19 protein-coding genes are annotated in these 17,523 nt (G+C 28.3%); 2 read left to right on the top strand and 17 right to left on the bottom strand.

Features of this window, described 5'->3' with window-relative positions; translation table 11 throughout:
- Positions 1-8: 8 nt before the first annotated feature.
- From L8X38_RS04385 to L8X38_RS04375, 3 genes are all read right to left on the bottom strand, one after another.
- Complete coding sequence (locus tag L8X38_RS04385; RefSeq protein WP_220566962.1) at positions 9-587, bottom strand: lytic transglycosylase domain-containing protein; 579 nt, start codon at positions 585-587, stop codon at positions 9-11.
- 68 nt (positions 588-655) lie between these two features.
- Positions 656-2,227: a single-stranded-DNA-specific exonuclease RecJ gene (recJ, locus tag L8X38_RS04380; protein WP_263659219.1), complete on the bottom strand. Its 1,572-nt coding sequence runs from the start codon at positions 2,225-2,227 to the stop codon at positions 656-658.
- Entirely contained in the window at positions 2,217-3,854 is a 1,638-nt protein-coding gene (locus tag L8X38_RS04375) for a CTP synthase (RefSeq protein ID WP_263661397.1), read from the bottom strand. Before L8X38_RS04375 ends, recJ begins: the two co-directional genes overlap by 11 nt.
- A gap of 100 nt (positions 3,855-3,954) precedes the next feature.
- Here L8X38_RS04375 and thyX point away from each other — a divergent pair, with 100 nt between their 5' ends.
- Positions 3,955-4,587: an FAD-dependent thymidylate synthase gene (gene thyX, locus L8X38_RS04370; RefSeq protein WP_039617054.1), complete on the top strand. Its 633-nt coding sequence runs from the start codon at positions 3,955-3,957 to the stop codon at positions 4,585-4,587.
- Between the two features lie 14 nt (positions 4,588-4,601).
- Here the strand turns inward: thyX and L8X38_RS04365 are convergent, their stop codons facing one another.
- From L8X38_RS04365 to dnaA, 13 genes are all read right to left on the bottom strand, one after another.
- On the bottom strand, positions 4,602-4,811 hold the full coding sequence (locus tag L8X38_RS04365; RefSeq protein WP_039617052.1) for an alkylphosphonate utilization protein: 210 nt from the start codon (positions 4,809-4,811) through the stop codon (positions 4,602-4,604).
- 9 nt (positions 4,812-4,820) lie between these two features.
- On the bottom strand, positions 4,821-5,465 hold the full coding sequence (locus L8X38_RS04360; protein ID WP_263661396.1) for a porin family protein: 645 nt from the start codon (positions 5,463-5,465) through the stop codon (positions 4,821-4,823).
- A 52-nt stretch (positions 5,466-5,517) separates the two neighbouring features.
- Complete coding sequence (gene queF / locus L8X38_RS04355) at positions 5,518-5,904, bottom strand: preQ(1) synthase (RefSeq protein WP_039617048.1); 387 nt, start codon at positions 5,902-5,904, stop codon at positions 5,518-5,520.
- A gap of 46 nt (positions 5,905-5,950) precedes the next feature.
- Positions 5,951-6,703, bottom strand: coding sequence for an urease accessory protein UreD (locus L8X38_RS04350; RefSeq protein ID WP_263661395.1), 753 nt, complete (start codon positions 6,701-6,703; stop codon positions 5,951-5,953).
- A gap of 1 nt (position 6,704) precedes the next feature.
- Positions 6,705-7,304, bottom strand: coding sequence for an urease accessory protein UreG (ureG, locus tag L8X38_RS04345; RefSeq protein WP_263661394.1), 600 nt, complete (start codon positions 7,302-7,304; stop codon positions 6,705-6,707).
- 10 nt (positions 7,305-7,314) lie between these two features.
- A complete protein-coding gene (locus L8X38_RS04340) occupies positions 7,315-7,983 on the bottom strand; it encodes an urease accessory protein UreF (protein ID WP_263661393.1) in 669 nt (222 codons plus the stop codon).
- 2 nt (positions 7,984-7,985) lie between these two features.
- Positions 7,986-8,453, bottom strand: a complete 468-nt coding sequence (locus L8X38_RS04335; RefSeq protein ID WP_263661392.1) for a hypothetical protein — start codon at positions 8,451-8,453, stop codon at positions 7,986-7,988.
- A complete protein-coding gene (gene ureC, locus L8X38_RS04330; RefSeq protein WP_263661391.1) occupies positions 8,453-10,150 on the bottom strand; it encodes an urease subunit alpha in 1,698 nt (565 codons plus the stop codon). Before ureC ends, L8X38_RS04335 begins: the two co-directional genes overlap by 1 nt.
- Complete coding sequence (gene ureB, locus L8X38_RS04325; RefSeq protein WP_133319084.1) at positions 10,147-10,818, bottom strand: urease subunit beta; 672 nt, start codon at positions 10,816-10,818, stop codon at positions 10,147-10,149. Before ureB ends, ureC begins: the two co-directional genes overlap by 4 nt.
- Positions 10,819-11,037: 219 nt before the next feature.
- Positions 11,038-11,301, bottom strand: coding sequence for a hypothetical protein (locus L8X38_RS04320; RefSeq protein ID WP_220566953.1), 264 nt, complete (start codon positions 11,299-11,301; stop codon positions 11,038-11,040).
- Positions 11,302-11,339: 38 nt separating this feature from the next.
- Positions 11,340-13,658, bottom strand: a complete 2,319-nt coding sequence (gene gyrB / locus L8X38_RS04315; protein ID WP_115644741.1) for a DNA topoisomerase (ATP-hydrolyzing) subunit B — start codon at positions 13,656-13,658, stop codon at positions 11,340-11,342.
- Between the two features lie 9 nt (positions 13,659-13,667).
- A complete protein-coding gene (gene dnaN / locus L8X38_RS04310) occupies positions 13,668-14,735 on the bottom strand; it encodes a DNA polymerase III subunit beta (protein WP_039617031.1) in 1,068 nt (355 codons plus the stop codon).
- A 132-nt stretch (positions 14,736-14,867) separates the two neighbouring features.
- Complete coding sequence (gene dnaA, locus L8X38_RS04305; RefSeq protein ID WP_263659229.1) at positions 14,868-16,196, bottom strand: chromosomal replication initiator protein DnaA; 1,329 nt, start codon at positions 16,194-16,196, stop codon at positions 14,868-14,870.
- A 122-nt stretch (positions 16,197-16,318) separates the two neighbouring features.
- Between dnaA and ruvC the strand changes: the two genes are divergently transcribed.
- Complete coding sequence (gene ruvC, locus L8X38_RS04300) at positions 16,319-16,795, top strand: crossover junction endodeoxyribonuclease RuvC (RefSeq protein WP_039627288.1); 477 nt, start codon at positions 16,319-16,321, stop codon at positions 16,793-16,795.
- A 2-nt stretch (positions 16,796-16,797) separates the two neighbouring features.
- On the opposite strand, the gene L8X38_RS04295 is transcribed toward ruvC, so the two are convergent.
- On the bottom strand, positions 16,798-17,430 hold the full coding sequence (locus tag L8X38_RS04295) for a hypothetical protein (RefSeq protein WP_133319079.1): 633 nt from the start codon (positions 17,428-17,430) through the stop codon (positions 16,798-16,800).
- Positions 17,431-17,523 lie beyond the last annotated feature (93 nt).

The raw sequence follows: 17,523 nt of genomic DNA, 5'->3' as shown, positions 1-17,523 counted from the left end.
TTCTTGTTTTAATTATTGCTTGCTAATAAAATTCTATATTGTTCTTTATCAACATTTATCAAAAGCGAAACTAATTTAAAAGCTCTAAATTTTTCCATTACAAAAAGATCTTTACTATCTTTTAAAACTATAGCAACTAAATTTTTCATTACTTTATCAAGCCAAATATTTTTATATTTATCATTTGCTGAATGATATCTTCCAATAGCATTCCAATTAAACCCGTATCGTTGTATAATTTCATAAAGTAATCTTGCTGCTATGTCTATATTTGCACTAACTTTTACAATCTCTTTTTCGCTAACACCATAACGCTTTAAATGAATGCTATTAATTTGCATTAAACCATAATCTCTTGTTTGATTTTTATTTCTACCAATGATATTATGTTCATAAGCTGCATTCTCTGTCAAAGCTATGGCTTTAAGTAATGCCATGGGTATGTTATACTTTCTAGCCGCGATTTTAAAATCTTTATCATATTTATAAAAATTTTCAGGTATATAAGTATCACCTATAAAAATTTTTGTATCAAAAGCAAAAGTAAAATTAAAAAATATTGCTAATAATAAAATCCTTTTTAACATTTTACTCCTTTATAGTACTTATGCTATAGCAAATTTATAAATAAAAATTATGCAAATAAGTTAATAAATTATCTAAGAATTTCTTTTATAGTAAGTTGAGGGGTGATTAATCCTCTAAAATTATTTTTAGAAATACTAGCTATAAAATCAATATTTTCACCAATTTCTGGCTCATAATCAAAGTTAAAAAATAAAGCTTCTAAAGTCTTATTTCCTTGTGTTAAAATAAGTTTTATATGATTTTCATCTTTACCAAGTCTTTTTTTGTTTTTTACAAAAAGCTTATCAAATTTAAAATATGGTCTTGGGTTTTTATGCCCAAAAGGTTCAAAAAATTCCAATATCTCTAAAAGTTCAAAATCAACTTCATTTGGATCAATACTACCTAAAACCTCATCAGTATTGTAAAAATCATCTTTAGGGATATTTTGACAAATTTCATAAAGCTTATTTTTAAAAATACCAAATTTTTCAAGCTCGACTAAAACTCCAGCTGCACCTTTATGTCCACCATAGCTTAAAACAAATTCTTTAGCTTGTTCTATAACATTTAAAATATCTATCCTACCCACGCTTCTAACGCTAGCTTTAGCCTTTTGCTCACATTCTGAAAAAACAAAGGCAGGCTTGTTAAAATGCTTTGCTAAACGACTTGCAACTATACCCAAAACACCCTCATGCCAATTTTGGCCATTGACAATAATCACAGGATCATTTTCATCAACTTGTTCTAAACATTGTTTAAAAAGCTCGCGCTCTTCATCTTTACGGCTATTATTATAAGTAATGATTTGTTCTAAATAACCCATAACCTCATTAATATTTTTAGAATGCAAAAATTTATAAGAAATAATCGCATCATCCATTCTACCTGCACTATTAATCAAAGGTGCAATTAAAAAACTAATATTATCAAGCTCAAATTTATCCTTACCAAAATACTGCTTGATAGCTTTAAATGCAACTCGTTTTGAATCATTAATACACTCTATGCCCTTTCTAACTAAGGCTCTATTTAAATCTCTAAGCTCCATCATATCTGCGATAATTGCGATAGATAAAAGCTCTATAAATTTACACATATTATAATTAATCTTACATACTTCTTTTATAGCAGCAACTAAATACCAAGCCACTTGAGCACCACAAATTTCAATATCAGGAAATTCACAATCTTGTTGTTTAGGATTAATAATCGCATAAGCTTTTGGTAAAGTAGCTGGAGGCATATGATGATCGGTAATAATTAAATCAATTCCTTTTTGCAAACAAAGCTCTGCTGCATCAAAAGCTGCTATACCATTATCTACAGTGATGATTAAATCTACCCCATTAAGTTCATTGATGATTTCTTCATTTAGACCATATCCATCTTTAAAACGATTTGGAATTTTTACCACATAGTCATATCCGATATCATCAAAAAATTCAGATAAAATCACACAAGAAATCACCCCATCTACATCATAATCTCCAACAATAGCAAGCTTTTGATTTTTTTCAATCGCTTCTTTAATACGTAAAGCACCCTTATAGACATCTTTTAAACAAGATGGCATAGGTAAATCACAAAGCTTTACATGTGTATCATTGATAAAACGCTGGTGTAAAATTTCTTTTATTTTGGCTTTATTTAGCATGATTTGTTAAAGATGCCTTGATAAAAGAAAAAATAGCCGGATTAACCCTAACTAAGCGTGAAGTAAATTCAGGGTGAAACTGCACTGCTAAGAAAAATGGATGATCTTTAAGCTCTACAGCCTCAACTAAACCTTCATTTTCTCCGCTTATAATAAGCCCATTTTTTTCAAACATTTCTTTATATTTTGGATTAGCTTCATAGCGGTGGCGGTGGCGTTCTTTTACGCTTTTTTGATTATCATAAACCTTACTTAAAAGTGTATTTGGCTTGATATGACACTCATAAGCTCCAAGACGCATAGTTCCACCGAGTGGAGTTTTACTTGTTCTAATTTGCTTTTCTCCACTTGCGTCAATAAATTCATCAATCAAAAAGATGATAGGATTTTTACAATTTGGATTGAATTCATGAGAATTTGCATCTTCTAGTTTTAAAACATTGCGTGCAAATTCCACTAAAGAAAGCTGCATACCCAAACAAATTCCTAAAAATGGAATTTTATTTTCTCTTGCATATTGTATGGCTTTGATTTTTCCTTCTACTCCACGGTAGCCAAAACCACCTGCTACTAAAATCCCATTTACATCTTTAAAGCTTTCTTCGACATTTGCATTTTCTAATTTTTCACTATCGATCCATTTTAAATTTACTCTTGCATCAAGTGCTGCGCCTGCATGGATAATGGCCTCTGTTAAGCTTTTATAGCTTTCTTTTAAATCTACATACTTTCCTACAAAAGCAATGCTAAGTTCATTACTTGGAGCGATGACTCTTTTTACTAAAGAATCCCATTCGTTCATATTTGGCTTTAAATTTTGAAGATCTAATAAACTTGCAATAGAATTTAAAATATCTTGTTTTAAAAAATTTAGTGGAATTTGATAAATACTAGCTGCGTCCACACTTTCTATAACACAGTTTTTTTCAACCCCACATGAAATTGCTATTTTGTCTTTCAACTCTCTATCTAAAGATTTTTCACTTCTGCAAATGATCATATCAGGGCTTATACCTATACGGCGTAATTCTCCCACACTATGTTGAGTTGGTTTTGTTTTAAGTTCTCCTGCTGCTTTGATAAATGGCACTAAAGTCAAGTGAATATTAATAGCATTGTATTTACCCACTTCAAGTTTTAAAGCTCTAATAGCTTCTAAAAATGGTAAGCCTTCTATATCTCCTACCGTGCCACCTATTTCAACAATTAAAATATCTTTATCAACTCCAGCCTTTTTAATACGATCTTTTATCTCATCAACTATATGAGGGATTACTTGTATAGTTTTTCCTAAGTAATCTCCTCTTCTTTCTTTTTCTATAACACTTTGATAAACTCTTCCTGTGGTAAAGTTATTATCCTGAGTTAAATTCTCATTTAAAAATCTCTCATAATGTCCTAAGTCTAAATCTGTCTCAGCTCCATCTTCAGTTACAAAAACTTCCCCATGCTCCAAAGGACTCATCGTGCCAGGATCTACATTAATATAAGGATCTGCTTTTAAAATACTTACTTTTAAACCTGAATTTTTTAAAATCGTAGCTATAGAAGCTGCTGCTATACCTTTTCCTAATGAGCTTAAAACACCACCGGTTACAAAAATATACTTAGTTTGTTTTAATTTCATAAAATAACCTTAATTTCTTTTTTTGAAATTATAACGAATAAAAAATTTTATTTTTATAAACATTTGTGTAAAATTCAATTATTTTTGAAGGAAATTTTCGATGAAAATCACATTATTAAATCATACTCCACTTTCTGTATGCTCTCATGCAACAAGAACATGTTGGCAAAGTTTTGACAAAGGTGATTGTGGTGGTGAGAAAGACAAAGAATTAATCGATCGAGTGGGAAATAAATTCAAACATGCTTCAACCTTAGAGCATTTAAACTATACTTTTTATATACAAGGTATTTCAAGAGCATGCTTACAAGAAGTTGCAAGACACCGCCACACTAGTCCTAGTGTAAAAAGCACAAGATATACTTTAAAAGAACTAAGAAATGAAAGCGAATTTAAAGAAAATGACTTTGAAAATGCTAAAAGATACTTAGTATTAACCGGAAATGAAGTAGTGGATAATGCAAGCATCAAAGCTTTAGAAAATCTGCGTTTGATTTTGCAAAATAGCATTAGTTTAGACATAGCAAAATACTGCTTACCAGAAAGCTATAAAACAGAATTAACTTTAACAATTAATGCAAGAAGTTTGCAAAATTTTATCACTCTAAGAAGCTCAAAATCAGCCCTTTGGGAGATAAGACAACTCGCAAATGCCTTATTTGAAAACTTGCCTGAGGAACATCAATTTATTTTTAAACATTGTGTTTATCAAGAAGAAAATTCCCAAGATTAATTGGGAATTTTTACTTATATTTTTTTAAGAAATTCAGTTTTTAAAACAATCACACCAAATTTATCTACCTTAGCTTCAATTTCAGTGTCTTTGTTTGTAAGCTTAATATTTTTTATAGTCGTGCCACGCTTTAAAGTAGTGCTTGCACCTTTTACTTTCAAATCTTTCACAACACTTACACTATCACCTGCATTAAGCTCAGTTCCATTTGCATCTTTTGGCATATATTCTCCTTAGAATTTATAAGTATATCCTAGATATAAACCATAATTTGTTTGTTTAGGATCGTAAAAGTTTGAACCTACCTTGCTTTGGTAGAAATTTCTTGTATTATAATGAGTTTGCTCGGCTTTAAAACCAAACTCAATTTCATTTGCTTGATTTAACTCATATAAAGCACCGATTTTTGCTCCATAAGTATAACCATCAAAATCTTGAGATAATGATAAAAAGCTTGTTTTTAAAGTAATATCCGTTCTTGCATAGCCACCATATACACCTAAAACAGCTCTTGTTTTTTCAAAGATTTTTGGAGTAAAATCATAACCAAGCAAAAACTTATGTGTAGTAAATTCTCCATCAATTTTTAATCTTGTGGTATTGATTACATCACTAAATTCGCTTGAATAATTATAAGCACCATAAATTCTATGGTTTTCACTAAAACGATAACCAACTCTTAAACCAAAAACAGGAACATTACCTTCTAAATCACCATTAAATTTTTTATTATTTTTAGTATGATCAAGATCAGATTTTACCTTAGTATGAAACCATCCTGCATCAATACCTAATAATATTCCTGAATTTTCATCAGCTAAAGCTAAATTTGAAACCAAAGCAACACTTGCAACTAAACTAAATAATTTTAATTTCATATTTTCCTCCTTAAAATAAGACTTAATATATCCTTTTATTTTTAATAAAAACTTAATTTTGTGGCACTACTAAGTCAGATCTACATTCAATCACAGTATGCACATTACCACGAGGATTAAAATCGCCTACTACTTTTATCCATTTTGGATCAAGTTTTTCTTTTAAAGTATTATAAATTTCATTAATACTTGCTTCATGTGAAACATTTCTATACATAAAGGTATTAATATAAAGTTTGATCGCTTTAAGTTCTACTACTAATTTATTTGGAATGTATTCTAAGTAAATTGTAGCAAAATCAGGATACCCACTACGCGGACAACAACACATAAATTCAGGTAAAGTGATTTTAATCACATAATCATTTTTAGCATCATTTGGCCAAACTTCCATATTTTCTACACTAAATTCTTTGATTTCTTTTTCACCATATCGCATTTATAATCCTTAGTTTGTTTTTAAAACTTTATAATACCACAATATTTTATATTTTATTTTGACAAAATTTAAAAAGCTTATCTTGAAGTGAAAGTAATTTTTCACTTTCATTACTAAGAATTTTTATACACAAACCCTCATAAAAAAGTTGATTTATATCGTCAAATGAAGCTTTTAATTCTTCATAAAACTCATCATATCCAAAAAGATAAATACTCAAATAATGCGTATGATTTGCAAAAAAATTTAAATCATTTTCTTTCATATAAGAAGGATTGATTTTAATTTTATCATTTAAAATTAAAGTATCATTTCTATAAATTTGAGTTAAACTCTCATAATTTTTAAAAACAAATTTTTCATCCATAGCCACTCTACCAAAAATGACAAAATCAACATAAACTAATCTTGAAAAAGAAGCTAGATTAATCTTTGTATTTTGTATAAAATTTGCATTTTCTTGAAGCAAAAGTGGCTTTGGCATATAAAAAAAGCTTGCATTTTCTTCAAGAGTAAAATCAATATTTTTACTCGCAAAAGAATCTTTAGTATCATATACCTTTTCATAACTTTGTGTGAGTATAGCGGTGTTTGTACTTTTCTTACATATGATTTCAAAACTTAAATGATCCTCTTTAAAAATTCCAGCACTAGAGTTTAAAACATATATACTAGTTAATTTTTTATCATAAAAATTCCTCATAAGTTTAAAAGGAGGAGTAAAAAAAGAATTTTTTATGATAGTTTTTTCATTGATAGTATCTAATGTAAGTTTAAAAACACTCTTTTGAGCAAACAAATCAATCCTTTAAAAGTGTGTATTTTTTAATCCAAGTAATGATTTCATCTAAACCTTCTTTAGTTTGAAGATTACTCATGATAAAAGGTCTATCTCCACGCATTTTTAAAGTATCTTCTTGCATGATTTTTAAAGAAGCATTCACATAAGGAGCTAAGTCTATTTTATTGATAATCATTAAATCAGATCTACAAATAGCAGGACCACCTTTGCGTGGAATTTTTTCTCCTTGAGCAACATCTATAACAAAGATAAAAAAATCCACAAGTTCAGGTGAAAAAGTCATTGATAAATTATCTCCACCACTTTCTATAAAAATAAGATCTAAATCACTAAAACGCTCTTGTAAAAGTTCAACAGCTTCAAGATTACAAGAAGCATCTTCTCTAATGGCTGTATGAGGACAACCTCCAGTTTGCACTCCAATGATTCTTTCTTTTTCAAGAACGCCTTGTTCGATTAAAAAATTTGCATCTTCATTTGTATAAATATCATTCGTAATTACAGCCAAAGAAAGCTCATCTTTTAAAGTTTGACATAAATTTAATACTAAAGCTGTTTTACCACTACCTACAGGACCACCTATGCCTATTTTAACCATTATAACCCTTTTAAGAAATATAAATTTTAAATGCTAAATTTTGGTGTTTTATACCCAAATAATCATTTAAGATATTGTGATTTTCACACCAATCTTTTAAAGTTAAATTTTGTAATTTAGAAAGAACCTTTTGAAAATCTTGCTGTAATTGAAAAAGTAAAATCTGTCCTTCATTTTGTGATAAAGGCACGATTTTTACAAGAATATTAACAAAATTACTCATTAAAGCAAACAAAAAACTTTCATACATAAAATCAAGCTCATTATCTTTACAAAATAAAGCATATACAAAAGGATAAATAGGAGTTTGATTTCCTTTAATGTATTGATTTAATAAAGGATTTGATAATCCATAAAGACTGACATTTTTTACAAAGCGTTTAGCTAGAAAAACATAAGCTTGACTTTGTTCTTTTGCAACTATACTTGATAAAAATTTTCTTTGAAAGACTAGTAAATTTTTTACATCATTTGCATTTTCATAAGCTATTTTCAAAGCTAAAAGTTCAAAATACAAAATATTAGAATAAAGCTGAGTTTTTAAAACTTTTTTAGCATCTTCTATATTTTTTATATAAGCAAAATTCACATAAGATTCTAAACCAAAAGAATGTGAAAAAGCTCCTATAGGAAAAGAAGAATCACTAATTTGTAAAAGTAAAAAATTTAATTTATTCATCTTTATTCTTTAATAAGTTTAAAATTTGGATCAACTTGGATAAAACTTGGCATATCAAGCATATATTTTGGCTCTAAAATTTCCTCACATTTTTCGTATTTTATATTAAATTTTTCTAAAAACCTTATGATAGAGTTTTGCTCTAAAGTAAGAAGTTTATGATCTTTATAAAATAAATTTAAGTGCATATTGCCCACTTGATAACTTATTAAAGCAAGGTTGTATTCATTTTCTATGTGAATTTTTAAAACCTTTTCAGGTTTGATTTTCACTAAAATCAAAAAATCCTCATCATATAAACAATCATTATGATTTAAACCTTTATTATTAGGCATTTTTATAGCGACATCTAGTCCTTTTAAAGTCGTTGTTCTTAATATCTTTTTAAAAGTATCAAACCAACTAAGCTCTAAAAAATCGCATTCTTTGTTTAAATCATAATGCGTTATTTTATTTTGAAGTAAAATCATTAAATCATAAAATATTTTCTAGCTAAAGCTAAAGAATCAACGCTCTTAGAGCTAATAAGCTCACCATTTATTTTTACTTCATAAGTTTGTGGATTTACTTCTATATCTTGAACTTTATCATTAAATTTCAAGTCTTTTTTAGTAATATTTCTACAATTTTTTACTGCAACACATTTTCTTTTTAAACTTAATTTTTCAGGTATATTAGCATCTAAAGAAGCTTTAGAAACAAAATGTAAAGCATTTTCATTTAAATTTGCACCAAACATTTTTTCATAGATAATAGGCTCAGGTGTTGGGATAGAAGCATTAGCATCGCCTATTTTTGCACCTACTATCAAGCCACCTTTTAAAATAAGCTTTGGTTTTACTCCAAAAAATTTAGGTTGCCAAAGTACTAAATCAGCAAATTTTCCTACTTCAATAGAACCAACATAACTATCAATCCCATGTGCAATAGCAGGATTTATAGTATATTTTGCTATATAGCGTTTAATACGAAAATTATCATCTAAATCATTATCTTCTTTCAAAGCACCAAATTCTTTTTTACATTTATCAGCACTTTGCCATGTTCTTAAAATCACCTCACCTACGCGTCCCATAGCTTGAGAATCACTACTCATAATGCTAAAAACACCCATATCATGAAGTTTATCTTCTGCTGCTATAGTTTCAGGACGAATTCTACTATCTGCAAATTCAACATCTTCTTTGATTTTATTATCTAAATGATGACAAACCATAAGCATATCTAAATGTTCATCAATGGTATTTTTAGTAAAAGGCATAGTAGGATTAGTACTTGCAGGTAAAACATTTTCAAAACCTGCCATTTTAATAATATCAGGAGCATGGCCACCACCTGCACCTTCAGTGTGAAAAGTATGAATAACTCTACCATTAATAGCTTTAATCGTATCTTCTACAAAACCTGCTTCATTTAAAGTATCTGTATGGATAGCTACTTGTATATCCATTTCATCAGCTATATTTAAACTAGCATCAATCACACTAGAAGTAGCACCCCAATCTTCATGAATTTTTAAGCCGCATGCACCGGCTATGATTTGCTCTTTTAAAGCATTTTTATTACTTGAATTTCCTTTACCTAAAAAGCCAAAATTCATAGGGTAATTTTGCGTAGCTTTTAACATAGAATGTATATGATAAGCCCCACTTGTGCAAGTTGTAGCATTTGTTCCCTCACTTGGTCCTATGCCACCTCCTATCATAGTAGTAACACCACTATATAAGGCACATTCAATTTGAGTTGGGGAGATAAAATGTATATGAGTATCAATACCACCTGCAGTTACTATTAAACCTTCTGCACCGATAATATCTGTACTTGTGCCTATAACTAAGCTAGGATCAACTCCATCTTGTATATCAGGATTGCCTGCTTTTCCTATACCTACTATATAGCCATTTTTTATCCCAATATCTGCTTTATAAATACCGGTATAATCAACAATCAAAGCATTAGTTAAAACTAAATCCGGAAATTCTCCCTCACTTACACTTTGAGCCATACCATCTCTAATATTTTTACCACCACCAAATTTAACTTCTTCGCCATATAAAGTATAATCTTTTTCTACTCTTAAAATCAAATCTGTATCTGCTAATCTTACTCTATCATTAGTTGTTGGACCATACATATTCACATAGTCTTTTTTGCTAATCTTAATCAAAGAAATCCTTTCTCTTTTGCTTTTGATAAAGCTTTAGTTTTATTTTCATCATTGATAAAATCATCACAAAGATTATTAAAACCTAAAACTTTTTTTAAACCACCAAATTCTATTAAACTTACTGTTTTTTCTTCACCTGGTTCAAATCTCACACTTGTTCCTGAAGCGATATTTAACCTTTTACCATAAGCTTTTTCTCTATCAAAAGACAAAAAGCGATTAACTTCAAAGAAATGAAAATGCGAACCAACTTGTATAGGACGATCACCTTTATTGCTTACTTTAATTTCTATAGAAGTTTTATTTTCATTAAGCACAATAAATTCTGATGATAAAAATATCTCTCCAGCTTTTATTTTATCATCATTTGCTATAGGCTCATGTATAGTAACTAATTTTGTGCCATCTTCAAAAGGAAGTTCTATTTGAATTTCTTCAAGCATACTTGCAACACCATCAATCACATCTTCACTTGTAAGTAAAGTTTTCCCTATGCTCATCAATTCACTCACACTTAAATTTTTTCTTGCAAGTTCCATTAATTCATAACATATATAAGCTAAAGCTTCATTATAATTTAATTTTATTTTTTGCTCTTTTCTATCTTTAGCGATTTTCCCTGCATAATGAAGCATTAATCGTTGCAATTGCTGCTGAGTAAAATGCATTTTAATCCTTATAAATTTTTTAGATATTATATAACTATTTGCTTGCTTTTAAGCAAAAAATTCTATTACATTTTTTAATTCTATTTTATAGTCTTTTTGAATTTCTATAAAAGGAGGATTTAAATTTTCACATTGAGCTTTAAATTTTTGATGATTTAAAATAAGAGTGTTTATTTCTTCTTTTTCACTAAATAAACGCTTTTCTATGACATTTTCATTTTAATAGATTAATTCATAATTTTGCAAAATATATTTTTTTGAAAAAAGAATAAAAAGTATTTTAATATCAGAATAATTTTGAAATTTTTGTAACTTTTTTGGAGTAAAATAAATTCCTTCAATGATTAAATTTTGTTTATTTTCTATACAAGTTTGAATCATACCATCTACAATAGGAAATAAAAAATCAGTTATTTTTTCATCCTCATCTACTCTAAAAGGACAATTTTTCAAGAAGTCTTTGAACAAGCAAGGTCTTTCCACTATGACCTTGCCCTCCAATTAAAAAAATCATTTAAAAATTAAACATCCAAATGTTTAACATCTTTAGCATGAGCTTGTATGTACTCACGGCGTGGTTCTACATCATCACCCATGAAAAGGTTGAAAGTATCATTTGCTCTTTGAGCATCCTCTATGGTGATCTTTAACAAACGACGATTACTTGGATCCATAGTTGTTTCCCAAAGTTGTTCAGGATTCATCTCACCAAGACCTTTATAGCGTTGTATATAAGCACCTTTTTTAGCATTTTTTTCAACTTCATCTAAAATTTCTAAAATATCTTTATCAAATTTTAAGTCTCTATCTTTAATTTTTTGATAAATATAATTTGCCTCTTCATATAAAGGATTAGCAAATAAATCATCATTGATGATAAGCTCTTCTAAACCATTTTCAGTTTGTACATAAACACGAATTTCATTTTCATTGATATATGAATTTAAGATATTGTGATTTTGTTTTTCTAAAAATTCTTTTATGACTTTAAATAATTCTTCATTAGAAGCTTTTATCAAATCAGGATTTTCTATCAAATACCTAATCACTGAAATTACATTAAATCTTTTTTCTAATTCTTTTAAAACACTTCTATAAGCTGCAACGATTTTTAGAAAATCTTTTAAATCGTTTAATCCTATACCCTCATAAGTAGAACTTTCTATACCTGTTTCGATCAAATAATCATTTAAAGCTTTTTCATCTTTTAGATAAATTTCTTTTTTTTGACCTTTTTTATAGCGATATAAAGGTGGTTGAGCTAAATAAATATGTCCATTTGTTACAAGATCATTCATAAAACGGAAGAAAAATGTCAAAAGCAAAGTTTGTATGTGAGAACCATCTACATCAGCATCTGTCATAATGATAATTTTATGATATCTTAGTTTTTCTATATCAAACTCATCACCAATACCACAACCAAAAGCTGTGATCATATTTTGAATTTGTTCACTTTTTAAAATTTTATCTAGTCTTGCTTTTTCAACATTGAGTATTTTACCTCTTAAAGGTAAAATCGCTTGGAAAGTTCTTTCTCTACCTTGTTTTGCAGAACCTCCCGCACTATCACCCTCAACTAAATAAATTTCACTTTCACTTGGATCTTTACTTTGACAATCAGCTAATTTTCCTGGCAAAGTCCCTACACTTGAACTTTCTTTTTTACGGGTTAATTCTCTAGCTTTTTTAGCTGCTTCTCTACCACGAGCTGCCATTAAAGCTTTATTCATGATAGCTTTTGCTTCAATAGGATTTTCTTCAAAATATTTTGTTAAATACTCAAAAGAAGCCTTAGAAACTATAGGTCTAACATAACTTGAACCTAATTTTCCTTTGGTTTGTCCTTCAAATTGCGGCTCAGGTACTTTAACACTTACAACTGCTATCAAACCTTCTCTTACATCATCACCTGTGATTTTAGAGTCTTTCTCTCTAGCACTAGCATTTGCTTCAATGTAATTACTAATAACACGAGTTAAACCCATTCTAAAACCTGCTTCGTGCGTTCCACCATCTGGAGTTTTTATATTATTAACAAAAGAAAGTAAATTTTCACTATAACTATCATTATAAAGCAATGCTACTTCAACATTTACATCTTCTTCATCTACATTGAAAAATATTGCCTTAGTTAGAGCTTGTTTTTTGTTTAAATCTGTAACAAATTGACTTATACCACCTTCAAAATGAAAGCTTTCTGCTTTTCCTACACGATTATCTTTAAAATTTATAGTAATTTTTGGATTTAAATATGCAAGTTCACGAAATCTTTTAGCTAAAATTTCATAATCAAAATCAGTCACTTCAAAAATTTGATCATCTGGCCAAAATTCTATGATTGTTCCTGTTTTTTTACTTTTACCTATGGTTTCAAAATTACTTGTAACTTTACCTTCTGAAAATTCTTGGCGATAAATTTCTCCATCTCTATGCACTGTAGCAACTAATTTTTTTGATAAAGCATTTACAACGCTCACACCAACCCCGTGTAAACCACCTGAAACTTTATAAGTATCTTTATCAAATTTTCCACCTGCATGAAGCACGGTTAAAACTACAGTTAAAGTAGGGATATTTTCAGTAGGGTGAATTCCCACAGGAATTCCTCTACCATTATCACTTACTATACAAGAACCTTCTGTGGTGATTTCTACATTAATCGTATCACAAAAACCTGCCATAGCTTCATCGATAGAATTATCCACTACTTCATAAATCATATGATGAAGACCGCCTATGTTGGTATCACCTATGTACATACCAGGACGTTTTCTAACAGCTTCTAAGCCTTTTAAAACTTTAATATTTCCTGCGCCATAATTTTGATTTTCTTGCATTTATTTTCCTTATAAAATAACTGGCATAATTACTGTTTGTAATTCTTCACTTGAAACTAAAAACGCCATATGAGGTTCATTTATGCTAAGTTTGAATGTTTCACTTTCAATAGAATTTAAAAAATCAGTGATGAATTTATTTTTAATGCAAAGATTAAATTCTTCATCTATGTTTAATTCCATTTCAAGTTCAGTTTTTGCTTCCATATTATCTAAACTAATACCTTCAAATACAAGTTTATCTTTATGGAAATTTAATTTCATTTTTTCAGTAATTACATTGATTTTTTTCAATGCATCCATAAATTCTTCTGTTTTAAAAATAAATTCTTTTGTAATATTTTTTGGAATTACTCTTTCATAATCAGGGAATTTATCATTAATAAGTTTTGTGAAAAACTCAAAATTATCATTTTTTGCAATCAATATATTTTCATCATAATAAATTTCAATTTTTTCAAAAAAGATTTTTTGCATTTCTAAAATAGCTTTTTTAGGGATACAAAGATTAAATTCTTTTTCATTTGTTTTATTTAGTGTAAAAACTGCTAAGCGTTTAGTATCTGTTCCTACAAAGCTAATGTGGGTTGTTTTTATATCAAGTAAAGCACCATTTAAAGAATACTTTGGATTATTTGTATCAACTGCAGGTAGGATTTTTTTCAAAGATCTACTTAAATCACTTGAATCAATATCAAATTTATCTTTTCCTTCAGTGCTTGGGAAATTTGGAAAATCTTCATAATTAAACATAGGAAGTTTATATTTAGTTCCTTTTTGTCTAATAAAAAGGAAATTTTCTATAGTTTCTAAGACCACATCTTCATTATTTAAACTTTTAATGATATCTAAAATACTTTTAGCATTAGCAGTTGCAAAACCTGCACTTTCAACTTTGATTTTTTTGATTTTATAGTTAATACCTATTTCATAGTCACTTGCTCTTATGATTAATTTATCTTCAACTACTTCAAAAAGTAAGTGAGAAGCGATGTTGCTTGAGTCTTTTTTATCTACATAAGAGTTAGTTAAAACTATGGCAGATTCTAAAGTGTTTTTATTAATGCTAATTTTCATTTTTACTTCCTTTGTTTTTTAAATTTATTTTATCATAATAATAAGCAATGTGAAAATGTGAAATGCTTTTTAAAAGCCTTTTTTTATAGAAATTTTACTCATAGAATAAAATTTTTTATTTTTCACTTTTATTCACAGGGTACTTTTTATTTTTGTTAAAATTTTATTTCTTAATTCATCTACTATGGCTTTTAGGTTTTCATTTTCACTCATTAACTCTTGAATTTTTTTAATATTATGTGAAATGGCAGTGTGATCTTTCATATTAAAAAATCTAGCAAGTTGAGGCATAGACATAGTTGTAAGCTCTCTTGCTAAATATATCACAACCCTTCTTGCCATAACGATATTTTGTGTTTTTTTATTTGATTTTATATCATTTGATTTAAGATTATAGCTTTTTGAAACATCAGCAAGTATGTCTTCAACACTAATATTTTCTTTTGTTTCTTTAATGTGATCTTTCATAAAGCTTTTAACGATTTCTAAAGTGATTTCTTGATTAAAAAGCCTTGCTTGGGCATTTAGATTTGTAATCATACCTTCAATTTCTCGGATGTTATCTCCCATTGAAGTAGCGATGTAGCTTATAACTTCAGGTTTGAGATAAATAGCATTAAATTCACATTTTTTCTTGATAATTGCGATTTTTGTATCAAGCTGAGGTGGAGTGATATCTGCGATGATCCCATTTGCAAAACGGCTTTTTAAGCGTTCTGTTATGCCTTTTAACATATTTGGAGGATTATCACTTGTCATGATGATTTGTCCAAATTTTTCTTTTATTTCATTAAAAGTAAAGAAAAATTCTTCTTGAATTTTATCTGTTTTACCTAAAAACTGCACATCATCGATGAGTAAAACATCGCAATTTTTGTATTTTTCATGAAATTTACTCATAGTTTTGTTATTTAAATGCATGGTAAAATCATTGATAAAATTATCACTTGTAGCATAAATAACCTTATATCCATTATCTAAGCACACATTTCCGACAGCTTGAAGCAAGTGAGTTTTTCCAAGTCCTGTAGGGCCATAGATAAAGATAGGGTTGTATAATTTTCCAAGTTTGCTTTTATCGGTAATAGCTTTGCAAGTTGCATAGGCAAATTGATTAGAATCTCCTACAACAAAGCTTTCAAAAGTAAAAGAAGGATTTAAAATAGTACTTTGAAATTTAATCTGTGAAATATCTGTAGAAAAATGTTTTTTCTCTATCTTTTGATCATTTGTAATGATTTTAACTTGAGGGTTAATCCCTGTTTTTACTTCATAAAAATAAGCTAGTTTTTGTGCGTATTTTGTTTGTATAAATTTAGCTAAAAAATGATTTGGTGCGATAAATACTAAGATATTATTTTTACTTAATTTTTCACTAAATTGTAAGTGAGAAATGTAAGTATTGTATTCGTTATTGCTAATTTCAGTTTTAAATTCAAATAAAAAATCTTTTATATTCATTATTATTCTTATAAATTATGATGTAAAACTTGAAATTCTAGCTTATTTTTTATAAAAAATGGTTAAAATTATTCACATAAAAATTTAAATTTCACATCTATGTGAATAAAAAGGTGAAAAGTTTGAAAGTTTTAGGGATAGATCCTGGTTCTAGATATTGTGGATATGCTATTGTAGAAAGAATAAATAATAAAAATCAACTCATAGAAGCAGGACTTATCAAAATCAAACCCAATGATTTACAGTATCAAATTACAGAATTATGTGAAGGACTTGATCTAATCTTTAAAAATCATCAGTTTGATGAGGTAGCTATAGAAGATATATTTTTTGCTTATAATCCAAAAACGGTTCTAAAACTAGCACAATTTCGTGGAGCTTTGAGTTTAAAAATCTTACAAATTCATGGAGAATTTGCAGAATACACACCTTTACAAGTGAAAAAAACCGTAACAGGTAAAGCAAAAGCTACTAAAGAGCAAGTAGCTTTTATGGTAAAAAGATTACTTGGAATTTCAAAAGACATCAAGCCACTTGATATTACCGATGCTATCGCAGTAGCTTTGACGCATTTAGCAAATTTGAGAGTAAAAAAGTGATTTTACTTTCCATTTCCTATAAAATAAATTTCAACATCATGTAGAAGTTTTTCACATACAGCAGAATCAGTATTTTTTTCTACTACTAGGTTGATATGATTTTTGGTATCTCTAAAACTTCCTGCAGATTTTGAATTTTTTAATTCTAATTTTTGATTATCTTTTAAATATTTAATAGTTATTACAAATTTATGTGCCGCAGTAGCTTCGCCTAGATTTGTTTCTATCAAAACATTCATATTTGATGCTTTTGCTAGGGTTGCTTGAGTTTTGTTAATCACTTCTTTCATTCTTCTATTGAGTTCTAAAATTCTTGAGATGAATTTATTATCTATACTTTCAAATGCTATTTTTAGTTTATTCATAATTTCTTGATTAGTAGGTTTATCAGGTGCTACATAAACCATATAAAGTCCATTTTTAATATCTACTTTAGTGCTTTTAGTATCACGCCCACTACCAAAAACTTTTATATATATAGCATTATCAAGATATACTCTATCTATCATAGGACCATAGATTTCATATTCTCTTTTTCTTACGATTACTTCTCTTGCGGCTACTTGAATTTTTACTGAACAATCATGAATTATAGGTTCCATTTCTTTTTTTATTTCAAGTAGTTCTTTTAGCATATAACATCCTTATTATTTTTTTAGTATTATAGATTATAACAAAAAAATGTTTTTTTCTTTGTTAATTTTAGTTTATATAATTTTTATAACATT

Origin of the sequence: Campylobacter sp. CNRCH_2014_2452, from assembly GCF_025772865.1 — a bacterium.
GTDB classification, from domain to species: domain Bacteria; phylum Campylobacterota; class Campylobacteria; order Campylobacterales; family Campylobacteraceae; genus Campylobacter_D; species Campylobacter_D lari_D.
Note: the sequence above shows the minus strand (reverse complement) of the source record. Positions and strands in the feature narration are given on the sequence as shown.